18 protein-coding genes are annotated in these 24,896 nt (G+C 42.4%); 12 read left to right on the top strand and 6 right to left on the bottom strand.

Annotated elements, in window-relative coordinates:
* Positions 1 to 42: 42 nt before the first annotated feature.
* The 4 genes from IRJ18_RS12810 (at position 43) to IRJ18_RS12795 (ending at position 6,982) form a co-directional block, all read left to right on the top strand.
* Positions 43 to 1,389 carry a sensor histidine kinase gene (locus tag IRJ18_RS12810; RefSeq protein WP_194106589.1) on the top strand — a complete coding sequence of 449 codons (1,347 nt, stop codon included), beginning with the start codon at positions 43 to 45 and terminating at the stop codon, positions 1,387 to 1,389.
* Between the two features lie 20 nt (positions 1,390 to 1,409).
* Positions 1,410 to 3,497 (top strand): cellulose biosynthesis cyclic di-GMP-binding regulatory protein BcsB, encoded by a 2,088-nt coding sequence (locus tag IRJ18_RS12805; protein WP_194106588.1) that lies wholly within the window; start codon positions 1,410 to 1,412, stop codon positions 3,495 to 3,497.
* A 78-nt stretch (positions 3,498 to 3,575) separates the two neighbouring features.
* Positions 3,576 to 5,420 carry a glycosyltransferase family 2 protein gene (locus tag IRJ18_RS12800; protein ID WP_194106587.1) on the top strand — a complete coding sequence of 615 codons (1,845 nt, stop codon included), beginning with the start codon at positions 3,576 to 3,578 and terminating at the stop codon, positions 5,418 to 5,420.
* Complete coding sequence (locus tag IRJ18_RS12795) at positions 5,417 to 6,982, top strand: hypothetical protein (RefSeq protein ID WP_194106586.1); 1,566 nt, start codon at positions 5,417 to 5,419, stop codon at positions 6,980 to 6,982. Before IRJ18_RS12800 ends, IRJ18_RS12795 begins: the two co-directional genes overlap by 4 nt.
* 38 nt (positions 6,983 to 7,020) lie before the next feature.
* On the opposite strand, the gene IRJ18_RS12790 is transcribed toward IRJ18_RS12795, so the two are convergent.
* Positions 7,021 to 7,563: a hypothetical protein gene (locus tag IRJ18_RS12790; protein WP_194106585.1), complete on the bottom strand. Its 543-nt coding sequence runs from the start codon at positions 7,561 to 7,563 to the stop codon at positions 7,021 to 7,023.
* A gap of 46 nt (positions 7,564 to 7,609) precedes the next feature.
* A complete protein-coding gene (locus tag IRJ18_RS12785; RefSeq protein WP_194106584.1) occupies positions 7,610 to 11,017 on the bottom strand; it encodes a methylmalonyl-CoA mutase family protein in 3,408 nt (1,135 codons plus the stop codon).
* 218 nt (positions 11,018 to 11,235) lie between these two features.
* Between IRJ18_RS12785 and IRJ18_RS12780 the strand changes: the two genes are divergently transcribed.
* The 6 genes from IRJ18_RS12780 to IRJ18_RS12755 all read left to right on the top strand — a co-directional run bounded on the left by IRJ18_RS12780 (position 11,236) and on the right by IRJ18_RS12755 (position 19,616).
* A complete protein-coding gene (locus IRJ18_RS12780; RefSeq protein WP_194106583.1) occupies positions 11,236 to 12,549 on the top strand; it encodes an Ig-like domain-containing protein in 1,314 nt (437 codons plus the stop codon).
* A gap of 190 nt (positions 12,550 to 12,739) precedes the next feature.
* A complete protein-coding gene (locus IRJ18_RS12775) occupies positions 12,740 to 13,708 on the top strand; it encodes a TIGR01212 family radical SAM protein (protein WP_228072729.1) in 969 nt (322 codons plus the stop codon).
* Positions 13,709 to 13,807: 99 nt separating this feature from the next.
* Positions 13,808 to 15,019 (top strand): acyltransferase family protein, encoded by a 1,212-nt coding sequence (locus IRJ18_RS12770; protein WP_194106582.1) that lies wholly within the window; start codon positions 13,808 to 13,810, stop codon positions 15,017 to 15,019.
* A gap of 14 nt (positions 15,020 to 15,033) precedes the next feature.
* Entirely contained in the window at positions 15,034 to 17,166 is a 2,133-nt protein-coding gene (locus IRJ18_RS12765) for a tetratricopeptide repeat protein (protein ID WP_194106581.1), read from the top strand.
* A 124-nt stretch (positions 17,167 to 17,290) separates the two neighbouring features.
* The gene (locus IRJ18_RS12760; protein WP_194106580.1) at positions 17,291 to 18,703 is read left to right on the top strand and encodes an acetylxylan esterase; all 1,413 of its coding nucleotides are present in this window, start codon (positions 17,291 to 17,293) and stop codon (positions 18,701 to 18,703) included.
* Positions 18,704 to 18,776: 73 nt separating this feature from the next.
* Complete coding sequence (locus IRJ18_RS12755; protein WP_194106579.1) at positions 18,777 to 19,616, top strand: hypothetical protein; 840 nt, start codon at positions 18,777 to 18,779, stop codon at positions 19,614 to 19,616.
* 71 nt (positions 19,617 to 19,687) lie between these two features.
* On the opposite strand, the gene IRJ18_RS12750 is transcribed toward IRJ18_RS12755, so the two are convergent.
* Genes IRJ18_RS12750 through IRJ18_RS12740 form a run of 3 tightly spaced genes read right to left on the bottom strand, consistent with a single transcriptional unit; the run spans position 19,688 to position 21,419 of the window.
* On the bottom strand, positions 19,688 to 20,158 hold the full coding sequence (locus IRJ18_RS12750) for an SRPBCC family protein (protein WP_194106578.1): 471 nt from the start codon (positions 20,156 to 20,158) through the stop codon (positions 19,688 to 19,690).
* Positions 20,155 to 20,901 carry a DUF4184 family protein gene (locus IRJ18_RS12745; protein ID WP_194106577.1) on the bottom strand — a complete coding sequence of 249 codons (747 nt, stop codon included), beginning with the start codon at positions 20,899 to 20,901 and terminating at the stop codon, positions 20,155 to 20,157. Before IRJ18_RS12745 ends, IRJ18_RS12750 begins: the two co-directional genes overlap by 4 nt.
* Positions 20,901 to 21,419, bottom strand: coding sequence for a TlpA family protein disulfide reductase (locus IRJ18_RS12740; protein ID WP_228072727.1), 519 nt, complete (start codon positions 21,417 to 21,419; stop codon positions 20,901 to 20,903). The genes IRJ18_RS12745 and IRJ18_RS12740 overlap by 1 nt, the downstream gene beginning before the upstream one ends.
* Before the next feature lie 114 nt (positions 21,420 to 21,533).
* On the opposite strand from IRJ18_RS12740, the gene IRJ18_RS12735 reads away from it, so the two are divergent.
* Entirely contained in the window at positions 21,534 to 21,944 is a 411-nt protein-coding gene (locus IRJ18_RS12735) for a DUF1003 domain-containing protein (protein WP_194106575.1), read from the top strand.
* A gap of 44 nt (positions 21,945 to 21,988) precedes the next feature.
* Here IRJ18_RS12735 and IRJ18_RS12730 read toward each other — a convergent pair whose 3' ends face one another.
* A complete protein-coding gene (locus IRJ18_RS12730) occupies positions 21,989 to 22,462 on the bottom strand; it encodes a ribonuclease H-like YkuK family protein (RefSeq protein ID WP_194106574.1) in 474 nt (157 codons plus the stop codon).
* Positions 22,463 to 22,666: 204 nt separating this feature from the next.
* Between IRJ18_RS12730 and IRJ18_RS12725 the strand changes: the two genes are divergently transcribed.
* Positions 22,667 to 24,706 (top strand): M13 family metallopeptidase, encoded by a 2,040-nt coding sequence (locus tag IRJ18_RS12725; RefSeq protein WP_194106573.1) that lies wholly within the window; start codon positions 22,667 to 22,669, stop codon positions 24,704 to 24,706.
* Positions 24,707 to 24,896: the final 190 nt, after the last annotated feature.

The following is a 24,896-nucleotide window of genomic DNA, read 5'->3' as shown; positions in this document are numbered from 1 at the left end:
AGCCGTTAACTGATCCTGACTCTAATCTAAACAATAGTACTAATGTTTGTTCAAATAACTAAGGAAGAGTTTTCTAAAGAAGTAAACAAAAAAGCCTGGTATCAAACCAACAATATTATTTGGACTATCATTTTCCTATACCCCATATTCAGTATTATTGATTTTATTTATTCGCCCGATATCTGGATACAATTCCTTATTGTCCGTATTATAACTGTTTTAGTTATATTAGGATTATATACTTATTTCCAAAACCGCAAGTACGATTACCGCATATTGCTTCATATCAGTTTCTTGCTGCTTTCCATTATTTCGGCCCTGTTATGTAATATCGTAAACGACCAACAGCTTACCATTTATTTTCTAACCTATTCGGTTATCATCCTGTTTTTTAATTTACAGGTATTTTGGGAGCCTGTTAATTCGGTAATACAGGGGCTGGTGGCTATTATGCTGCTGGCTATATTTTTTAATACGTTAAATACCTACAATCTTGACCTGGTAGTAAATAACGGCGGGCAATATTTTATTATTATCCTGTTTATATCGTGCCTGATACCTAATGCCCGGTATAAAGTGATTGAACGCGAAGTGCGATCGACCATCTTGATCGAAAAATCTAACGAACAATTGAAAATACAAAACCATGATATTGCAGAAAAGAATGCCATTATTGATATGCAATACGACAGGCTGCGTAAACTGGATGAACAAAAAAACAGCTTTATAAATATTGCGGGGCACGACCTTAAAAACCTGATCGGATCTATCATTATGAGTAATAACATGGTGAAGGAAGAAGATTATCGTTTAAGCTCAGACCAGCGCGAATTTGTACAATACATCAGCGATTCGGCCGATAAAATGCAATACATGTTGAATAAGCTGATGGATGTGAAGGAGATTGAATCGCCTGAGTTGAAATTCAATATGGAGATATTTGATATTAATGCTGAAGTACAAACCATATTTAAAGGTTTGGTTGAAACGGCGCTGATGAAAAATATTCACCTGGTAGATAATATATTGAAACTTCCGCTGAATGTGAAGCTGGACAAAGTATTTACCGGCCAGATCTTCCAGAACATCCTGTCAAACTGTATCAAATTTTCGCAAACTAATAATAATATCAGGGTAGTAACCAGCCTGCAGCGGCAGCGTTTTGTTTTTGAGGTTATTGACGAAGGCGTAGCCATTGGCCAGGAAGAACTGGATATGATGTTTAATAAACTAAAAACATTGAACGATGCGTCGGGCCATATGGAAAGCAGGCTTGGATTAGGCTTATCTATTGCCAAACTGATGACTAAAGAGTTGGGCGGCGAACTCACTTACAAAAGTGACGAGAACGGGAACTATTTCAGAGTAGAATTTTACGTGATTAACTAATATATATTGATTTACACCAGATGAACAGATTTTTAACCTTACTGGCATTTATACTGATCTTAGCAAAACTGCCGTCGTCCGCGCAGGTGGTCGCGTCGTTCAAATCGTACGGTCACGATGATGATCCCATTAATGGCATGAGCGGATCAAGTTCATACTTTTTTAAGATCGATCCCCTGGTGGAGATGAATGGCAGCAAGCTGGTTATTTACTTCGAGCCATCGCGGGCGTTGGTTCCCAATAATTCGTTCATTAACGTAATTATTGCCGATAGGCCAGTATATAGCGGTAGGTTAACTAAGGATTCTATACAGAAGGTAGCTGTCGATCTTTCAAGGGCTGATCTGTCAAATGACGGGAAGTATCTGAAAGTACAAATAAAAACCCTGTTGAATATATCTGACGATAAATGCCGTGATTTGGATAACCCGGCCATGTGGATAAAAATTAAAGGCTATTCCTACCTGTCGTTAAACCGCAATACCAAAAACTTTTTCAGTAATATAAATATTGCTAACTGCTTTGATTCAAAACGTGCCATTGTTTACCCCGCAAATCCAACGCTAAAAGATTTAAAAGCGGTTGCCTGGGCTTATGCCCGCATGAAAAAAACCGAGATTAAAAATATACAGGTTTTTGAAGAAGGGCATGTGCCCGATACCGTACGCAACTATATTATGGTTGGCACTTTGGGCCATTTGCCTGCCCCCATGCGCAGTATGATAAGGGTTACACCACAAACCGGCCAGGGGTTGTTTTATTTAGCTAAACGCGTACTTAATGTAACCGATAGTGTAATAAAAATGGTGGATGTAAAAAATCACCTGGTACCCGTGCGTACAGTTGAAAACCTGGTAGTACCAAGCGAGATTTTATATATTACCGGCGCCGATGATGAAGGGTATGAAAAAACCATAACATCGCTGGGGAATATGAATATCCTCAATTCAACCTTTGGCGATTATTTGGTGATAGACCATGCTGAGAATACCTTCTTTAAAACGGTAGATCAAAACCGATCAAAGCTTACATTTAAACAAATTGGCGGGGTAACTAACTTTATGTCGGGCATTGGCTCGTTAAAAAGTGTTTACAATTTTAAAAATAGCGATTTTAGCTTTACGCCAAAGGAAGTAGAGATAAGTATTACGGCCAACTACAGCAGCCTTAACCCTAACGACAGGGGCTTTTTTAATATTTATTTGAATGGCTTGCTAATCAACAGTGAGAAGTTGGATGCATCAGGTAAGTTAAAAACATCTGTAACTATCAACCGCTATCAACACCATAAATATAACACGCTTGAAGCCGAATTCAGGTTTTACCCAAGCAGTGGTAACTGTATGAACAGCTTTACCAATTTCTTTGCCGAGATTGACGTAGACAAATCGTACCTGGAATCAAAAAATCCGTTTATTACTAACGACCTGAGTTTTTATCAATATCCCGAAGCATTCAATTCGGGTTCTACCCATATTGTAGTTAGCAAAAGGTTTTCTAAATATGCGGCAGCTGCCATGGGCGAAGTGGTGTACGAGTTGAATAATAACATCAACGCTAACAACTTCCCTGTATTCCAGTATTCGGATGATGTGACCACCAGTGATATTAAAAAGTATAATATCATAGCCCTGCTTAGCCGTGATGATAAACTACTGGGCGAATTCCCCGACGCACCTATTAAATTTGATAAGAAATTCAGGCTGTATAATAACGATAATAACCAGGTTGTTTACGCCCTTAACGATTCTGTATCAAATGGTTTAGCCCAGATATTTTATGGCCGGGCCAATAACGCCACCATGGTGCTGACAGCTACGGGTAAAAACCTGGCCGAGGCGTTTTTAGCAGTATCCAAATCAATTACCGAGCAGTTATCAACCCTAAGCAGTAATGTGTGTATATCCGATGTTAGCGGTAATAAATACCTGTTCAATATCAGTAAATCAGGCGATAACCTGGAGTATGTGGATACTAAAAGCGCCTTGTCGCGTTTTTGGGAAAGCTACAACTTATACATATTGCTGGGTATATTGATATTAATATTATTGTCATTCCTGTATGTACGCTCAAGAGTGCAAAAATCGCAGGACATTATGAACGATTAAGATTAGCTGAAATAACAATACCCCTGGTTTTACCGGGGATGTTTTACCAATTCACCCAAGTTTATATAAAGATACCGAATGAGTTTAGCTATCCCCGAAATTTTGGTAAAGGATAAATTTATTACGCCGGGTGAAAGGGAAAAGATCCACGACCTATCCGCCAGGATGGGCATGTGCTTTATAAAGGTAGCGCTTAACTTCGGGTACATATCGCGTAAAAATTACGAGCGGTCTATGATCAATGCCGGCTATCCTTTCCAACAGGTTAGGAAAGAGGGATCGGATAAGAGCGTGCTCGGGAAAATCGAACTGAAATTTGCCGACGAGCACCTGGCGCTGCCCTTACGGATAGAGAACGGCAAGGTGGTAACCCTAATGGCCGACCCGACCAACACGCTGTTTATTGATTTTATAAGGTTCACATTTGATATGGAACCCGAGATTATTGTAGCATCGGATTTGGATATTACCTGGATGAGCCATAAGCTGCTGGGCGAGAAATATGTAAAATCGGCCGTGTTTGAATTATTGAACCGGGACCCCGGTAATTCGGCCATTATTACTTTTACACCACAGCAACTGATATTTATATTCGTATTGCTGGGCGTAGTAGTAACTGGTCTGTTTCTCAACTTTAAAACCGTATCTATTATCATCAATGTAGTGCTCAGCACTTTTTTCCTGGTGGCTATAGTATTTAAGCTTTTTTTGGCGCTGGTTGGGTCGAGGTTTGAGCTATTCCAGGCCGTCACTAAAGAAGAGGTAAGGGAGGTTGTTGACGATGAGCTGCCTGTTTATACCATTCACCTGCCGGTATACAAAGAAGATAAGCTGATTAAAAAGCTGATATGGAACTTACAAAGCCTTGATTACCCGCGGGAAAAGCTGGATATTAAACTGATTATTGAGGAGGACGACGATAAAACATTAAATGCGGTTCGCGACCTGGATTTCCCGGCAATTTTTGAGGTGATCGTAGTGCCGTTCCATATGCCTAAAACCAAGCCTAAAGCTTGTAACTATGGCCTGCATTTTTCTCGTGGGAAATACCTTACCATTTACGATGCCGAGGATATACCCGATACCGACCAACTAAAAAAAGTAGTGGCGCTGTTTAATAAGCTGCCGGCCAACTATATATGTGTGCAAAGCGCGCTGAACTATTTTAACCGGGGCGAGAATTTCCTCACCAGGATGTTTACCCTGGAATATTCGTATTGGTTTGATTATATGCTGCCCGGGCTTGATACCCTGGATATCCCAATACCACTGGGTGGTACCAGTAACCATTTTAAAATGGCCAACCTGATTGAACTGGGCGCCTGGGACCCGTTCAATGTTACTGAAGATGCCGATTTAGGGTTGCGTGCTTACTCCAAAGGTTATAAAGTAGCCATTATTAACTCCACCACTTACGAGGAAGCTAATAACGATTTCCTGAACTGGATACGTCAGCGCTCGCGCTGGATAAAAGGTTATATGCAAACGTACCTGGTGCATATGCGCAATCCGCGTAAGCTGCTGAAAAAAGTAGGCTGGCGTGGTTTCCTTGGTTTTAATTTTTTTGTTGGCGCAACACCTGTTACTTTTCTGGTATATCCGCTGCTACTATCCATTTTTATCGCATATGTGGTATTCGACCTTGAGGGCATAAGGGAATTATTTCCGGATTGGGTGCTGTTCATGTCCATATTTAATTTGATGGTGGGTAACATCCTTATGATATATATAAATATGATGGCCGTATTTAAACGCCGTTATTACGAGTTAATATTATTTGCTATAGCCAACCCTATTTATTGGCTAATGCATTCGGCATCGGCTTATAAGGGCTTATGGCAATTGGTAACTAACCCCTTTTACTGGGAAAAAACCAACCATGGTTTAAGTAAAGTTAATAACCCAACAAACGTTGTGAAATGAGGATATCAAAGCCGTTATTCTTACTTTTAATTACGTTGGTGTTGATCCTTTATTATGTGATTTGCGCCGTATATCTCAATAACCTGGGGTACTTCAACCAGGAGTCGCTGTTTTATGTGGAAAAATCTAAAATAGTTTTTGAAGGTATAGGCGACCGGCTTAAGGTGATTGGTTTAACATCACCTATTTTTCCTTTTTATGCTACATTTATTTTTACGGTCATCAGCTACAACCTGGCACCTATACTGGCATCGGCAGTAGGCACCGGGCTGCTGTTCAATATCATGGCCAACACGTTAACCAAGCGCTTGGCAGACGACTTTTACCTGTTGCTTTTGTTGGTGGTATTTATGCTGCATCCGGGCATCCTGTATATGGCCTGTTCGGGCAAATCCATGTATTTGCAAATGGTGTTTTTCTTTTTGTTCTTCCTTAATATTTTCAAGTTTTATAATTCAAATACCACTTTTCACGTATCTATAGCCAGTATATGTTTGGTAGTGCTGGTTTTTTGCGATTACAAGTTCATTTGGCTTACACTATTCTTTTTGCCATTGGTGTTGTCTATTTCCATACAAAGCTTAAACCTTAGCGAAAAAGAATCCATATTCCGACTATTTACCAGTTTTAATAATCCCTCGTTGCGGCGTAAACTCATCAACAAAACGTTTGCACTGTATATCATTATATTTATACTGCCCCTGGTATCGGTACTGATATATAAAATGCTTAACCTTACCCATGCTGCCGACTTGAACTACTTTATAGATAGTCCATACGCCACCTGGAGCGTACTGGCCGAGAAGATAGATTATAACATGTTATTGGATACCACCGGGCATCATAAATTGCCCGAAGCATCTATTATTATATCGTTAAGGGTTATACTGTTTTGTCCGCTGATATTAGTAGCACTATACCTGTTCCGCCAAAAAACTTACCAGATACTTACGCTATTTACCCCCTTTGCATTTGTGGAGTTTTTGCGGATAAAGTACGATAAGGTATACCTTACCCACCAGTATTATATGTTGTTTTTGATATTGGCTTTGTTGTGTGTAATATTCAGGGCTAATACTGTTAAAAACCAAACCAATTTTAAAATTTTGCTGCTGTTGGTGATCGTATTACAGATATACACAGGGTATCAGTTTTTAGATAAATCGTACATAGCCGAGGAGCACCATTTTATTAACGTACTATTAAAAACCGAAGTGCCGGATACCCAGGACAGCAACCAGGATATTGCCAACTATATTAACTCGCTCCCCGGCGACCCGCATGTAATGGTTGATGACGCTGTAGCTTATCCTATTGTGGCATTTGTTGGTAATGTGCGATCGATGATAATGCCTTACCAGCAGAATTTTTTAAGCGCAGTTGAAGCACCGGGCAAATACGCCGATTATATGCTGGTAGCGAGCGATAAGAACCCGGCTTATGGTTATACGCAGCTCACCAAAAAGTATTTGCAGCAAATACGCAATGCCGATAACCGTTTATACGTAGAGAAAAAATACGAAACTGATAATTGGATATTGTATAAAATAGAACAGCATTAAGCGTTTGCAAACAGTGATGGGAGATGGTTGATTAGTGATTAGGTTACTAAACTATAAGCCGCCATTTTTTCGTTCAATATGCTGTGTATCTCATCAAAATCTGCGTGGCTTACTTCATATTGCGAAACAATAATATACTCAGATTCGCCTTTCTTTACTTTCAGGATCAATGTATTCTCAAAATACACCAGTGGTTCAAAATCATCCCAATTATATCGTTTGGTTTGCTGGTTGTTTTGAACGGTCAGGGTATCGTTAGTGAAGATATAGGTAGTATCGCCTAATGCTGTTTCGTGTAGCGTTGCGATATCATTTGCCCGGGTGAAGAAATTCCTTTTTACTTTACGTACATGCCGGAACTTCAAGAGGATGGAGATCAGCATACCGATACCTATGATAGTGGTGATAGGGAACCCGCCCTTTAAATCAACCGCCAGGCCTATAGCAAGCACAATAACAGTAGCCGCTATATAAATGTAATAGCTGCCGGAAACCTCCTTATACATCAAATCCCAAATTACCTTTTGGTTATTTATATAATGCTCGCGGTTGAATGGGATATGGATGGTTTTTTCCTGCATGCTTTGTGATATAAAACACAGAATGATAGGCTCTAATCACTAACAGCTACATATTCCTTCTATACTGCCCGCCCACCTGGTACAACGCATGCGATATTTGCCCCAGCGAACAATATTTACAGGCCTCCATCAGGCTGCTGAAAATGTTTTCGCCGGCAATGGCTTTGTGCTGTAGTTCGGTTAATAGTTGCGGAGCACGTTCGGCATTGCGCTGCTGGAAATTGCTTAAGGCCGAGATCTGAAACTGCTTTTCCTCTTCAGTAGCCCTTATTACCTCGGATGGTGTCACCGTTGGCGAACCTTTTTTATTTAGGAAAGTATTTACACCAATTATGGGGAACTCGCCCGTGTGTTTCAGGGTCTCGTAGTACAGCGATTCCTCCTGTATTTTACCGCGCTGGTACATGGTTTCCATAGCGCCCAATACGCCGCCACGATCATTGATGCGTTTAAATTCGGCCATAACAGCTTCTTCAACCAGGTCAGTCAGTTCCTCAATAATAAACGCGCCCTGTAGCGGGTTTTCGTTTTTGGCTAAACCTAACTCGCGGTTGATGATTAGTTGGATAGCCATAGCCCTGCGCACAGATTCCTCGGTAGGCGTGGTGATAGCTTCATCATAAGCATTAGTGTGCAGCGAGTTACAGTTATCGTAAATGGCGTATAAAGCCTGCAGGGTGGTACGGATATCGTTAAAGTCAATCTCCTGCGCGTGCAACGAGCGACCACTGGTTTGGATATGGTATTTCAGCTTTTGTGAACGCTCGCCGCCTTTATATTTATTCTTCATGGCCTTAGCCCAAATACGGCGCGCCACACGACCAATAACCGCATATTCCGGATCGATACCGTTGCTGAAGAAGAACGACAGGTTAGGGGCAAAATCGTCAATATGCATTCCCCGGCTCAGGTAATATTCCACATAAGTGAAGCCGTTAGATAGCGTAAAGGCCAGTTGCGTAATTGGGTTAGCGCCTGCTTCAGCAATATGATAGCCGGAAATAGAAACCGAATAAAAGTTCCTTACTTTTTTATCAATAAAGTATTGCTGCATGTCGCCCATCATCCGCAGGGCAAATTCAGTGCTGAAGATACAGGTGTTTTGCGCCTGGTCTTCCTTCAATATATCCGCCTGCACCGTGCCACGTACCGATGATATGGCATAGGCTTTTATCTTCTCATAAACGTCGGCTGGTAACACCTGGTCGCCGGTTAGGCCTAATAGCATAAGTCCAAGCCCGTTGTTTCCTTCTGGGAGAACACCATCATATTTCGGCCTTGCTAATCTTTTGTCATCATATACTTCCTTAAACTTCGCTTCCACTAAATGCTCCAGCTTGTTTTCAGTAATATACTTTTCGCATTGCTGATCGATGGCGGCATTCATAAAGAAGCCTAATAGCATAGGGGCGGGGCCGTTGATAGTCATGGATACCGATGTGGAAGCATGGCATAGGTCAAACCCCGAATACAGTTTCTTAGCATCATCCAGCGTAGCAATGCTTACGCCCGAGTTACCGATCTTGCCATAAATATCAGGGCGGATATGCGGATCCTCACCATACAAGGTCACCGAATCGAACGCGGTGGATAACCGGTGCGCCGGCTGACCAAGCGATACGTAATGGAAACGTTTATTAGTACGTTCAGGGCCGCCCTCACCAGCAAACATGCGGGTTGGGTCTTCACCTTCGCGCTTTAACGGGAATACACCTGCGGTGTATGGGAACTCGCCCGGTAAGTTCTCGGTCAACAGCCAGCGCAACACATCACCCCAGGCCTCGTAGCGCGGCAGTGATATTTTAGGAATGCGCAACTGCGATAGGGAAGTAGTAGTTAAAGGCTGCCTGATCTCTTTATCGCGTACATGATAAATAAAATCGTCGGCTTTGTATGTCTTTACTACTTCAGGCCATTTCTCCAACAAGGCTTTACATTCGGGATGCAGTTTATTTTGTAACGAATTTTGCAGTTTTTCTAAATGTTCAGCCACACCATTTAAGGTATGTTTCCCCTCTTCAGAGGGGGTAGGGGTATGCCCTTTAACCATTCCTAAAGTCCCTTGTAACTGAAACAATTGCTGCGCCACTGCGCATTGCTCGTTCACCCATTGGTTATAAGCCGCGCTGCTTTCAGCAATTTCGGCCAAATAGCGGGTACGGTCGGGCGGAATGATGTATATTTTCTCCGATTCACCTTCATGGTGGGCATCGCCTGCCTTAAAATCAACGCCCGTTTTTTCTTTAATGGTACGCATTAGGTTGGCAAACAGGGTGTTCATGCCAGGGTCGTTAAACTGCGAGGCCATAGTGGCAAATACCGGCAGACTGGCATCATCCGCAGTAAATAACTGGTGGTTGCGTTTATATTGCTTGCGCACATCGCGTATAGCATCAAGCGCGCCGCGTTTATCGCTTTTATTAATGGCTACTATATCGGCAAAGTCCAGCATATCTATCTTTTCCAGCTGGGTAGCAGCGCCAAATTCCGGGGTCATTACGTACATGGAAACATCGCAATAATCGGTGATCATCGTATCCGACTGACCGATACCCGAAGTTTCCACAATGATCAGATCATAACCCGCAGCCTTGCAAATATCAATCGACTCCTGCACGTACTTGCTCAAAGCTAAATTAGCCTGGCGCGTGGCCAGCGAGCGCATATATACCCGCGGGTTGTTAATGGCATTCATACGGATGCGGTCGCCTAATAAAGCACCGCCTGTTTTGCGCTTGCTCGGGTCGACAGAAATAATGGCCAGTGTTTTACCGATCTGTTCGTCAGCAGAGCCAGTTTCTACTAAAAAGCGGCGAACGATCTCGTCAACCAGTGATGATTTACCAGCGCCACCGGTGCCGGTAATTCCCAAAATAACAGATTGATGCTTTGAGGGCGCTAATTTCACAGCGTCGTATTGCTCAGGATGATTTTCGGCTAAAGATATTAAGGCAGCCAATGCTTTCGGGTCTTTCTCGGGCAAATGCTTTAATTCGCCATTTAGCTTAGTGCGGGTTTCAAAATCGCACTGCTGCATCATATCATTGATCATCCCTTGCAAGCCCATTTTGCGGCCATCATCGGGCGAATAGATGCGTGAGATGCCATAAGCATGCAGTTCCTCAATTTCCTGCGGCAGGATTACGCCGCCACCACCGCCAAATATTTTAATGTGCCCCGCGCCGCGTTCGTGCAGCAAATCGTACATGTATTTAAAATACTCCAAATGCCCGCCCTGGTAGCTGGTAAGGGCAATGCCCTGCACATCTTCCTGTATGGCGCAATTTACCACCTCATCAACACTGCGATTGTGGCCCAGGTGGATCACCTCGGCGCCGGTGCTTTGCAAAATGCGGCGCATAATATTTATGGTAGCATCATGCCCGTCGAACAGCGAGGCGGCAGTTACAAACCTGATCTTATATTTAGATTGATACGGGGCAATGGTTTCCATGCGGTATAATTGGTGAAAAGCAAAATTACACAAATTTAGGAGAGGCGAAAGCTATGCGTGCATAATATTGCCATTGATCCGTTGTTATTAGTCACGAGGGCATCGTAGCTAACTCGTAAAGATATTTGAATGTATTCATGCGAATATTGCTGCATGCCACCAAAATATTTAATTTTATTTGTCACATTATCAAATTATTTGCGCCTTATAGTTCATACATGAAAACTATTATACTGACCATATTTATTGGCCTGCTGATATTTAAAACAACATTCGCGCAGCACAATCAAACCAACTTTATCACTTCGGATATTGATAATTTTTGGCAGGCTTACGATAAAATACAAACCACAAAAGATAGCGTACAGCAATATAATTATATTAATCACCTGTTTATAGATAGAGGTACGCCCGGGTTAAAAGCCATAATGAAAGTGCGCGATTATACGGCCAAATCATATGTCGACGCGATAAACAGCTATCCGCTTTTCTGGAACTCTATCAGGCCAAATACCTACAAAACCAGGCAATTTGCTGCTGAGATTGCTGCCAACGTGCAAAAGTTGCAAAAGCTGTACCCCGCCTTAAAGCCTGCCAAAATATATTTTACAATGGGTGCTTTCCGTACCGGCGGCACAACGCTGGATAGTATGGTGCTGATAGGCAGCGAAATTGCCATGGCCGATGAACATACCGATACCCGCGAGTTCCCCGCTAACTTTAACAGCCTGAAAACTTACTTTAAAACCAACCCCATCAATATTGTTGTTTTTAACAACGTGCACGAGTATGTCCACACCCAGCAAAAAACAACGGTCGCCGATTATTTAGTATCCCAATGTGTACTGGAGGGCGTGGCCGAATTTTTGGCTGAAAAAGCAACCGGTAAAGCTTCTACTTTGCCTGCTTTGGCCTATGGCAACGGCCATAAAAACAGGATAGCTGCCGTATTTGCCGCGCAGATGTTTAACAGCGGCACAGGTTACTGGCTTTACAGCAATGCCGAAAACGAATTTGGCGTGCGCGATTTGGGCTACTACGTTGGCTATGCTATTTGCGAAAATTATTACAACAAAGCAGCCGATAAAAAGCAGGCCATTAAAGAGATGATAGAGCTGGACTATAACAATTTGGCTGCCTTAGGTCAATTTGTAGATAGGTCGGGCTATTTCGACAAACCGATGCAAGTTATTAAAGCCGATTACGGGAAAAACCAACCTACTGTGACCGGAGTAAAACCTTTTGTTGATGGTAAAACCCTGGTTAACCCGGCAACTACCCAATTAACTATTCAATTTTCGGCCGCTATGGATAAACGCTATCGTAATTTTGAATTAGGGCCTTTGGGCGAAAAAAACCTGCTTAAACTGAAACGTTTTGTTGGCTTTTCGGACGATGGCCGGTCTGTAACCTTTGAAATTGAACTGAAGCCCGGGCAACATTATCAAATAATAGTTGGTAGCGGTTTTAGGAATACGGATGGCATTAACCTGAAGCCTTACCTGTTAGACTTTACTACTGCCGGAAATTAATTGCCCTAATTATCACCTACTATAATGGTTTCATAATATAGTAAATGAGGGTGTTTACGGGCAAGCACTTTTTGTAGGCTATATTACGCAATAGAACCACTTAGACGAGCTGTCTCAAATCCAAACTCAAAATTCCGTACCTTTGCAACGCATCGGTGCAATCAAAAACACATCGGTGTAATCGCAATAAATGATGTTAACAGATTCGTCGGCAATGCAGTGGGAGAAAGGCTATAATAATTATGGCCCGTGGTTAAAGCGTAAATATAATGGCGAACGGGTGTTCAAAGTAATTGTTGACGGCGGCTTTACCTGCCCTAACCGCGATGGCAGCAAAGGCTACGGCGGCTGCACCTATTGCAATGTCGATTCGTTTACGCCTTCCGTATCGCGCAACGCGCCTAACCTGCGCGAGCAGGTGATACAAGGCATGGAACGCGCTCGCAAAGGCAATAAAGCCGATAAATTCATCATCTATTTCCAGCCCAATACCAATACATATGCCCCAACGCATTATTTGAAGATGATGTATGACGAGGCGCTGAGCATTGAACCCGAAAATATTGTGGGCTTATCAGTAGGCACACGTCCCGATTGCATTGACGCCGAAAAGATAGCCCTGCTGGAAAGCTATACCGACAGATTTGATGTTGACCTGGAAATGGGGATGGAAAGCATCTATAACGAAACCCTGGGGCAGATCAATCGTGGGTGTACTCATGATGATTTGGTAAAAGCACTGAAACTGGTAGAAAACAGCAAACTGGATATCTGCGTGCACACCATATTCGGTCTGCCTGGTGAAACCAAGGAAATGATGCTGAAGTATGCCGACGAGATAAATCGTTTCCCGCAGATAAAATTTGTGAAATTCCACCACCTGCATATTGTAGAAGGATCGGTAATGGGTGTTAAATACAAACGCGAGCCATTCAAGCTTTTCAGCCTGCCCGAATATGCCGATTTTCTGTGCGATCTGCTGCCGCTGGTACGCCCGGATGTAGTGATACAACGCCTGTTCGGCATATCCGATTGGGATTTACTGATAGCGCCTAACTGGGGCCTCAAAAAATCCGAGATTCAATATTTTATCGATCAAAGGATTGTGGAGCGCGGCGTGGTGCAGGGGAGTGCCTATGTACCATCATTGGGTCGTTAAGTCATAACGCCCCGCTGTCGTTGCAATTGGCCCTAAAATTGCGTTAATTCGTACAATTGGTGGGTTTATTAAATTTCATATAATCCGTTATCTTATCTCGTGTCATCGCAAAGGGGTCAATCAAATTACTTTCCGGTACTAACAGGTGTACGTGCATTGGCGGCTTACCTGGTTTTTATATCCCATTACGATTACGTTTTTGATGAAGGATTTCCCCAATTTGTGAAACGTTTTTTCCACGAGTTTCACATTGGTGTTACCGTTTTCTTTGTGCTCTCAGGTTTTTTAATTACCTATCGCTACTATAATAACTTCCATTTAACCGGGGATTGGTTTAAGCAATATTTAAAGAACCGGGTAGCGCGTATATACCCTATGTACTTCCTGCTCACTACCGGCGCTTTTGTATATTATTGGTACTCGCACGATCAGGTGATCACTAAGGGGTTTACCCATCCGGTGTTGCTTTATGGGTTCAATGTGCTTTTTCTACGGGGCTTTTTTTATCAGCTATGGGATACCGGCATAGCCCAGGGATGGAGCCTAACTGTTGAAGAATGCTTTTACTTTTCGGCCCCCTTTATTTTCTACATCGCTACTAAATATAAAAAGTTTTACCTGCAGCCGCTGGCGCTAACTACTTTGGGGTTTTTGCTGGTAATTATCTTCAGAAACGTGAATTGGTACGGCTTCTTCGGCAATTTTACGTTCATGATGCTGTATACATTCCTTGGGCGCTGTTTCGAATTTTTTGTGGGGATACAGTTAGCCTTAATTATGCTGAATAAGGGTTTTAAACGCACTAATAAAGTAAAATATACCTACATAGGCTTTCTGCTGATATTTGTTTTTGTAGCGATAATGGCTATGTTGCCAATCCCGGCAGGCTGGATAGCGGGTCTGCAAAACCCTTTGGGGATAATCCTGAACAATTATTTTATAGCATCGGCCATAGCCCTGTTTTTTTATGGGTTGCTGACGGAAAACACCGTGATGAAACGTATACTGGCCACGCCATTTGTTGAATTACTAGGCAAGGCATCCTACATATTTTACCTGGTACATTTGGGGTATATGTATGGCTATCTGCACCGGGCGTTCGATTGGCTTAACGAAGCGGCATTTAATTTGTATGATAAGTGGGGTATAAACTGGCATTCACCGTTTGAATATGATAAACTGAACCTGTTTTATGCTTTTGTAGCGCTAAATGCCATTTCAATATTGTTATTTAAGTTTATCGAGGAACCGCTGAACCTTTATATCCGCAAATCGGTATTTTTGATAAAGCCGGCGGCCCGCGCTAAATAGTTACCCATACAGATATGAAGAAACTGTTAATTATACTTTTCATACTACCATTACTTGCGCTGGGGCAATCTGAAGAAACGTATGTTAACCGGGGTAACCAAAAGGCAGGTGCGGGTGATAATAATGCCGCTATTGCCGATTTTACCAAAGCCATTGAACTGAACCCCAATAATGCCATGGCTTATCATTACAGGGCAAATTCATACGCTAGTATAAAAGAATACAAGTTGGCTATTGCCGATTTTACCAGGTCTATAGCACTTAATCCTTACTATCAGAATAACTTTTTTTATCGCGGTAACGCCTATAATGCTAATCAGAACTATAAAGAAGCCATAGCCGATTTTACCAAGGCTATCAGCATGGGTGCGCCTAAGCCTGAAATGTTTCACTATCGCGCCGACGCAAAATCTAACCTGGGCGATTATGCCGGTGCAGTAGATGACTTTACGCAAGGCCTGAAACTTATGCCGAATGATGCCAGCCTCTACATGTATCGCGGCGTAGCCAAAGTAAACCTGGGCAATATAACCGGCGCTATACAGGATTACGATACAGCCGTGCAGTTGCAACCTAACAATGCGGAGCTGATATTTTACCGGGCTAATGCCAAAGCAAATGTAGGTGATTACAGTGGCGCTATAGCAGATTATAAACGATCGACGGCTATTAACCCCAGAAACGCTGAGGCATTTCTGTACTGCGCCAATGCAGAAGCCAACAATAAACAATACGACGATGCTATTGCCGATTACAAACGCGCTATTGCTATTAACCCTGCATTGCCCAATGCCTATAAATACCTGGCCAACGCTTTAAGCCATACACCAAATGCTAAACTTGCGCAGGATTTTTTTGGCGATGCTATTCGCCGTGCGCCTAATAACCCCGAGGCTTACCTGTATGATGGGATCGTAAAAAGCAATATGAACGATAAGGAGGCCGCTTTGGTGGATTTCGACAAAGCTATTAGTCTGAACCCAAAGTTCTCGGATGCGCTGCAAAACCGGGCCGACCTGAAATACAACCTGAAACAGTATGCCGAGGGCAAACTGGATGCCGATTCGGCCATAAAAACCGATCCTGAAAACAGCTATGCTTACATTACCCGGGCCCGCATTAAAATTGAATTAAAAGATACCCTGGGTGCACTGGCCGATGTAAACCAATCGGTACAGATAAACCCAATAAACGATTATAGCTACGTGATACGTGGAGATGTAAATACGCTGCTGAAAAAATATCCCGAGGCCCTGGCCGATTATGAAAAGGCCATTAAGCTAAACCCTGGTAGTACTGAAACCTTTCTTAAGCGTGGTAATGCGCGTGCAGCTATGGCCCAATGGCAAGGCGCTTTGCTCGATTATAAAAAAGTACTGCAACTGGCGCCTGCAGATACCGGCTTATACCAACGGATAGGTGCAGCCATGCTGGATGCTGGTTTTTATGCCGACGCTATCCCGGTTTACAATTTCCTGCTTACCCGTATACCCCGGCGTGTTAACTTTTATGTGAACAGGGGGGTAGCACGCCAGCACCTGGGCGATTTTCCCAATGCTATGGACGATTATAGCAAGGCCATTGCTATCGATTCGTTGGCTGGTTCGGCTTATTATAACCGTGCTAATGCCCGTTTGACTTTAAATGATTACGATAACGCCTTGAATGATGTAAACAAAGCTTTATTGATAAACGAGAATGATGATGAGGCTTATTTTGTACGGGCCAACATCCGTATGGCATTAAAGGACGAACGTGCGGCTGTGCTGGATTATAATACGGCATCGTTCCTGAATATTAAAAATACCAAAGTATTGGCGTATCGTGCTTATGCCGAAAGCTTTGTTCCGGACTATAGGGCACGCATGAATGCAGATTTTGCTGCGGCCATAAAAGCCGGACCGAATAACCCGGCGGTATACGATTTGCGCGGACAAGCCAGTGTTAATTTAAAAGACCCGGGCGCGGCAATGAATGATTATAATAAAGCAATAGTGTTAGATCCGCAATACGCACCGGCATACTTACACCGGGGGATGTTAAAAGTAACACAAGGCAATAAACCCGCGGCCTGTACCGATTTTAATAAAGCGACAGCATTGGGATTGCAGGAAGCGCAAAACGCGCTGAAACTATATTGTAAATAGCTTTGAATTGTAAGCTATTGAATCACAATAGGCTATAATAATTGCTTAATTTAGCAGAGGTACTAACAATATCATACTTAAAACTGAAGATAACAAACCATTAAGATAATATCATAAACAGGTAATGCTGAAGAACTACAAAAAGCTCCTTATTATATTAACTACCCCGCTTTTATTAGCAGGCAGTTATACTGCCATGGCGCAAATAGTTAATGCTAAAAAAGAAACCGGCGCGGCTAAGAAAGAGGCTGCAGCGGCTAAAAAGGAAAAAGAAGAAGCGAAGAAAAAAGAAGAAACTAACGAAGAACTGATACCCGAAGTGAACCCAAGCCACAAAGACGGGTTATACGAGGATGACGAAACTATAAATTATAAAATAAAGCTTAAAAGTACCTATAAGGAAACCCAGGAGGGCAGGCTAAGCTACGATGTGCTTACAGACGACAACCGCACAGTATTAACCGGCCATTTCCCCCTAAAGTTAAAATATAAAGATGGCGACACTTATAGTGTAACCATACCCCGTCAGCGCCCTGGATTTTTCCATTTTAATGTTCGGATAAATACGACATCGTACGATGACACCATTAAAAGTGTTTTTGGTGTTAGTCCGCTAAAATTGACCAGTACATTGCACCGTCCTGCAGATTTTGATGAGTTTTGGCGCGAAACCCTGAAGGAACTAAAAAAAGTACCGCCTGATTTTAAAGTTACCATCGATAAGAAACAATCTAGCAAAGATAAAAAAGTATACCTGGTCGAGATGAGATCGTACGATGATGTTACCATCCGGGGTTGGCTGGTTATCCCAACCTTTGGTCACCGTTTCCCGGTGCATTACCGCGTGCCAGGTTACGGTGTGCCCATGCACCCCAATATGGATGCCGACGATTTTATTGCCTTTGATATTGATGTACGCGGTAACGGTATCAGCCGCGATCAAATTAAATTGAACACCGATATCTATTCCACTACCGGAATAGAAGACCGTGACCGCTATATCTATCGTGGCGCTATTATGGATTGTATCCGCGGAATGGATTTCCTATACTCGCACTATAATCTGGGGGTGGATACCGGGAGTATTTATGTAGAAGGGGGTAGCCAGGGCGGCGCGCTGGGCATAGCAACAGCAGCTTTGGATAAAAGGGTTAAGGTCTTAACAGTCCAGGTACCGCTATATTCCGATATCCGGGATACTTATGATATTTCTGCTACTTATACCGAGCAGGTATTCCCTTTTAAAATGTTCAGGAAGTATTACGATACGCATCCCGGTTATACCTGGGACGATTTTTACAAGGTATTTGATTATTACGACCCGCAAAACTTTGCACCTAAAGTGCATTGCCCCGTGCTAATGGGTATTGGTTTGCTGGACTTGTTTTGTCCGCCGCGATCGAGCATGTGTATGTTTAACCACCTGGGGACAAAAAATAAAGAATTTATTACTGTTGCCAACAGTACCCACGAGGTGAACTTTAACTATTTCATGTTTCAGAATAACTGGCTGCGCGAACAGTTGAGGATACCATAATTTAAGTCGGAAGTCGAAAGTTCAAAGTCGAAATGATAGTAAAACTTTAAACGGCGAATAGAATTTATCACGAATGAAAAAGATATATTTAATTCTTCTACTTGTTTTAGCCGGATGGGTTAACCAGGCGCAGGCGGGCTGGCCCATTGGCAAATATCGCAATGTAGTTATTCCGTCGTTCAACTATTATACATCGCACGATAGCTGGAACAGTGTAGGGCAAAAAGTAAAAGGTTCACCGGGTTCGGGATTTACCTCCTATGCAGTTGGTTTGTATGTTGGCTATGGTATCAGCCGCCGACTGGATTTGGTAGTGAATGTATTAGCCCCACAGCAAAATAGTGCTTACCGTAATTTTAAGGATAGTTTAATCAAACAACAAAGTTCGGGTATTGGCGATATGCAGGTAGGGCTGGCATACAACCTGGTTAATTTTGGCTATAAAAGTTTTCTTTCGGTAATGGGCTCGGGTATTGTGCCTTTGTACGATACTACAAAAACCGTAGCATTGGGTTATGCTGCATACGGTGCGGAATTAAAACTAATGTATTCTGGCGGTATAGACAATGGCTTTTTAAAACATACTTATTACAATATGGAAGTAGGCTACCGCCGTTATTTTGATACGCAGGGGCCTAATGTGTTATTGTATACTGCATCGTTGGGTATCCCTTTGGGTAAACGTAACCAAATAGGTTTCGAAGGCAGTGGCCAATATTCAACCAGTACCAATAAAGCATTTAACCCTAATCTGGCGCTAAACCGCGACTTCTCGTTCACTAAAGCATCGTTTGATTACGGACATACCTTTACCCGCCGTTTCTCTGTATTTGTTACCAGTTTTTACACACTGATAGGGCGCAATACAGGATTGGGTTACGGCGGCTCGGTACAGATGATCTGTAAGTTGTAGGTTTAAGTTTATAGACCGGTGTGATAAGTTCTGCATATTCTCCCATGGCCTATGGTCCATCGCTATGGGGCTTACTTATAAACCCCAAACAGATCAACAATCGCCTTTTCGCGATAGCTGAATATATCTTCTACCTTCTTTTTTACTATTAATGCGTTAGCCAGGCGGCCAATTGGTCCGTAGGGAATAGCATAGTTTAAGATGTCGGTCATATGTACACCGCCTTTAATCCGCTTAAAGTGATGTTCGTGGTGCCACATGGCATAGGGGCCAAAACGCTGCTCGTCTACAAAATAATCATGTTCTTTTACAATAGTGATCTCGGTCATCCAGTTCATTTTAATGCCAAATACCGGGGTTATTTTGTAGCTGATCAGCATCCCTTCGTACATTTTTGTGTCCGGCGCAAAGGGCGATGTAACTTTAAAGCCCATCGCTTTTGGGGTTATTTTACCCAGGTTAAACGGCGATGAAAAAAAATCCCAGGCATCTTCTAAAGGTATCGGTATGTTCTGCTCGTACGTTAGGCGGTAGGTTTTCATGCTTGGTGAACGGATTGGCTGGGGGAATGTTTGGATGAAAAAATAGATACTATAATTAAGCCTGATAAAAAGCCACTAATGCCACTTACTATCCAATCGCCATATGCATTTAGGCTTAACCCTGAAAAATAACGAATTATTAAAATAATAAAAGCGATCAGGATAATATTAAGCCAATAACTTATAATAGGAGTTGTATTGACTAAGCTCACTTTTGGTAGTTTTATAATAATTATTAAAATGATTACTAAACCTATGATAGTGCTACAATGCTGCACAATATTGTAATTGTAAAACTTGTACCCAATTATATCAACTGAATGGGATAAGATTGGTAATCTGCTTACAAAATACCCGGTAGGGTGAGTAAAGTTATCCCAAAGCAGATGAGTTGCTGCACCTATAAATACCGAGATACAAAGGATAACTATATATTTGAGGGTGTAGTTGTTATGCTGACCGGCAAACGGAATAAATCTTGTTTTTAAAGTTTTATGAAAATGGGCAATTAACTCATTTTTAATTGTGTATTGATAAAGCAAAACAATAGTTAGTCCTAAAGGCAAATCAAACCAAAACAAGCCGGTCACTGTATGGCTATAAATACTTTTTACTTTGAGACGTAAAAAGTATTCAAAGTCAGGAACTAAACTGCCAATGACGAGTCCGACTAATGATAATTTGTTTTTTATCATTCTGCCGAATGGCAAAACAATAGCGGGATGAGCAAAAGTAAAGGGCACTACTTCCCTTTCAGTTTCGCGTCCAGTAACGCCAGCAATTTCTCAAACTCCTGCGGACTGTAACCTATCGATTGATAAATGATATGCCCAGTCTCGTCGATCAACACGTTACGGGGGATAGACTGTGTAGCGTATAGCTTAAATATGCTGCGGTTAAGATCAGGCAGTAAAGCAAATGTGTATTTGTTTTGTTCTTTAAAAGGCAGTACTTTTTCCCAGCCTTCTTCGCGGGCAAAGGCAAACATGGCGAATTTGGGATTGTCTTTATATTTCTCCCATATCTCCTTTTGTACGCGCGGTAACTCGGCACGGCAGGGTGGGCACCAGGTAGCCCAAAAGTTTAACAATATAATTTTACCGTGGTAATCTTTCAGGTCGGCGGTTTTATCTTTATTGATATTAAAAGAAAACTCCGGGGCCATATCGCCCAATTTGGTTAGTGTAGTGGCGTCAGGAACTTGTGCTTTTACGCCGGTGCTTAACAACGCGAGTGCTATGATTAGGATATGTTTTTTCATGGATATGTATTTAATGCAATTTAAGTATTTTATCATTTGTTCAGCCCCAAAAGGATTAAGTATTTGGTAACTTTTATTTTATATTTAATTCATAAAATTTAAACCCCTAAAAAAATGCAGCAACACAAAAACTGGCATACGGCCTACAGAGAGTCATTAGGATTTGGACAACGGCTTTCCGATTCGGTAGCTAACGGAATGGGATCATGGCGTTTTATCATCTGGCAAACCATTATTGTGGCCTTATGGATGATCGCTAATGTGATTGCCTGGAGATTTCACTGGGATGTTTATCCGTTTATTTTATTGAACCTGGTTTTTTCGACGCAAGCTGCTTATGCCGCCCCCATTATTATGATGGCCCAAAATCGCCAGAACGAGCGCGACCGCGCACATGCCGAGGCCGATTTTAAAACCAATGTTGAAGCCAAAAAAGAGATAGAGGAATTAATGCAAAAGCTAAACTCCATTGAAATAGATAAACTGGATAAGATGCTGGACATTTTGAAGAAGTTAGAGAAGTAGCCTGTTGGACATTCTAATCTCTAACCGCTGATTAACTAATCACATTACTGCACCATCTTATTAGCGCAGCACGAACTGGCAAACGCTTCGGGTTTGGCTTTGAATACAAAACCCATGCTCAGAATGTAGCCCATAGCTTCGTGCAGTGCCTGGTTGCTTTTAAAGGCCGGGTTGGTATTAATATCGGCATGCACTTCCAGGTCAACATCGTACAGGTCAAGCAAATCGCACAGTTTGTAGCTGATATCGATAGATTTTTGTACTTCACTCAGCATACGCTCCTTAATGCTCATTTTTTGCGATGTACGTTCCTGGTGAATAAACATAAAACCCCCGCGTTGTTCGCGCAGGAAGACGATAACGGTGGCAAAATCAGTTACCTCGCCCTTTACCTGCGAGTCGGTGCCGATACATACTTTGAGTTTATTACCGAGGGCAGCTTCGCGCTCTATTGCTTTCTCTACCTCTTCCATAATGGGCGACTGGATGATCTCGCCGCTGAATTTTCTCCAGGTCATATAAAAATCGTGTTAGGTGAAATTATAACAACCTCTGCTACAGGTTTATAAAAATAAGCGATTATGTATGGTATTAACGTTAAGCGGGTATAATTTATTTGTTAACACCACGCTTATTATCAACATCTTAAGCGGTAATTTGGATTGATTTATTTTATAATATGTTTCATTATGGCCATATTTAAATAAAAAACTAAATTCAACATGAAACTTCACAATTATTTATGGTTGGCTTTACCGGCAGTTTTGGCGGCAGGCTGTGCCGGTAATTCCACATCAGAAGCGCCAAAGCGGACGGTGTTTTTTGACAAGAGCGGCATGGATACTACCGTATCGCCCGGTGAGAATTTTTTTAATTATGCCAGCGGCGCCTGGATGAAAAAAACGGAGATACCCGCTACCGAGACTGGCTGGGGATCGTTTTACACGCTTGATGATGATAATACTAAAAACCTGCACAGTATACTGGAAGAAACATCGGCCAAAACGCATGATGCGGGTAGCCTTGAGCAAAAGGTGGGCGACTTATATGCCAGTGGCATGGATACCGCCGGGATTGATAAACTGGGCTACGCCCCAATTAAACCACTGCTGGCACGTATAAGCGAAATAAAAGATTACCAGGGCGTACTAAATCTTGCTGCAGGCAGCTTCAAAGATGGCGATGGGTTTTTATTTGGCTTTTATGTAGCACCTGATGATAAGAACAGTACAAAAAACATGGCGCAATTTGGCCAGGCGGGCATTAGCTTACCAAACTGCGAATATTATTCAAAAACAGATTCGGCTTCGGTTAAGATACGGGGCGAGTTTGTAAAATACATAACCAAATTATTTACACTGGCGGGCGATAATGCGGCTACTGCCTCAAAAAAAGCCGGTGATGTGATGAAACTGGAAACCGAAATCGCTAAATCGCACTCAACCCCGGTCCAACTGCGCGATCCGCAGGCTAACTATCACAAGTTTACCGTAACAGATTTTCAAAAACAAGTGCCCGATATCAACTTAAAAGCAGTATTTGACCTGATGGACATTAAAACCGATACCATTTTAGTCGGGCAGCCAAAATATTATGAGGCATTGGGTAAATTGATAAAATCGCAGCCTGTTGATGTTTGGAAAAGCTATCTGGAACTGCATGCATTAAACAGTGCCGCTAATTATTTAAATAAAGATTTCAGGGACGCCCGGTTTGATTTTTTCGGCAAAACATTAAGCGGACAGAAAAAGCAAAAAGAACGCTGGAAAACAATATCGTATGCGGTTGATGGCAGCATTGGCGAACTATTGGGTCAGTTATATGTAGCTAAATACTTTACGCCCGATGCCAAAAAACGTATGCTTGATCTGGTGAACAACCTGCAAAGCGTATACAAAAGCCGTATTGAAAAGCTGGATTGGATGAGCGCCGCAACAAAACAAAAAGCTGAGGATAAGTTGGCCGCGTTCACCAAAAAGATAGGTTACCCTGATAAATGGAAAAAGTATGATGATGTAGAGATAACCCGGGTGAGTTATTATAACAACATGGAATCTATCAGCAAGCATAATTATAAAGAACAGCTTAAACGCATTAACAAACCGGTTGATAAAACTGAATGGGGGATGACACCACCAACCGTTAACGCTTACTACAATCCATCGTTTAACGAGATCGTTTTCCCGGCTGGTATACTACAGTTCCCTTTCTTTGATAAGGATGCGGACGATGCGATTAACTACGGCGCTATCGGCGCGGTTATCGGGCACGAAATGACCCATGGTTTTGATGACCAGGGCGCGCAATACGATAAAGAAGGCAACCTGAAACAATGGTGGACAAAAGAAGATTCGGTTAAGTTTCATGCCAAAACCCAAATGGTGGTTGATCAGTACAACAAATTTGTAGTGTTAAACAACCTGAATGTAAATGGCAAGCTAACACTTGGCGAAAACATTGCCGATATTGGCGGTTTGGCCATAGCTTACAATGCCTTTAAAAATACTGAGCAAGGTAAAGGCAATACCAAAATTGACGGCTTTACGCCCGATCAGCGTTTCTTCCTGTCGTTTGCGCAGGTTTGGCGCATTAAAACCCGCGATGAAACCATGCGCATGCGTATCAGTGTGGATCCGCACTCGCCTGAAATGTACCGTGTAAACGGCCCATTATCAAACATGCCTGAATTTTATAAAGCCTTTGGCATTAAACCAGGTGACAAAATGTACCGCGAGGATAAGGACAGGGTGAAGATTTGGTAATTTGCTGAAAGCAAATCAGCGATTAGTTATCAGAGATTAGAGATTAGTAATGCAAAACGCCCCGATACTATCGGGGCGTTTTGCATTAATCTATTGTCATTGCGAGGAGCGTAGCGACGTGGCAATCTCGTAGTTTGATTTGCGAACTATGAGATTGCCACGCTATCGCTCACAATGACAATACTCTTTT

The organism is Mucilaginibacter boryungensis (assembly GCF_015221995.1).
Lineage (GTDB): Bacteria > Bacteroidota > Bacteroidia > Sphingobacteriales > Sphingobacteriaceae > Mucilaginibacter > Mucilaginibacter boryungensis.
This window is presented reverse-complemented; position numbering and strand designations above follow the sequence as displayed.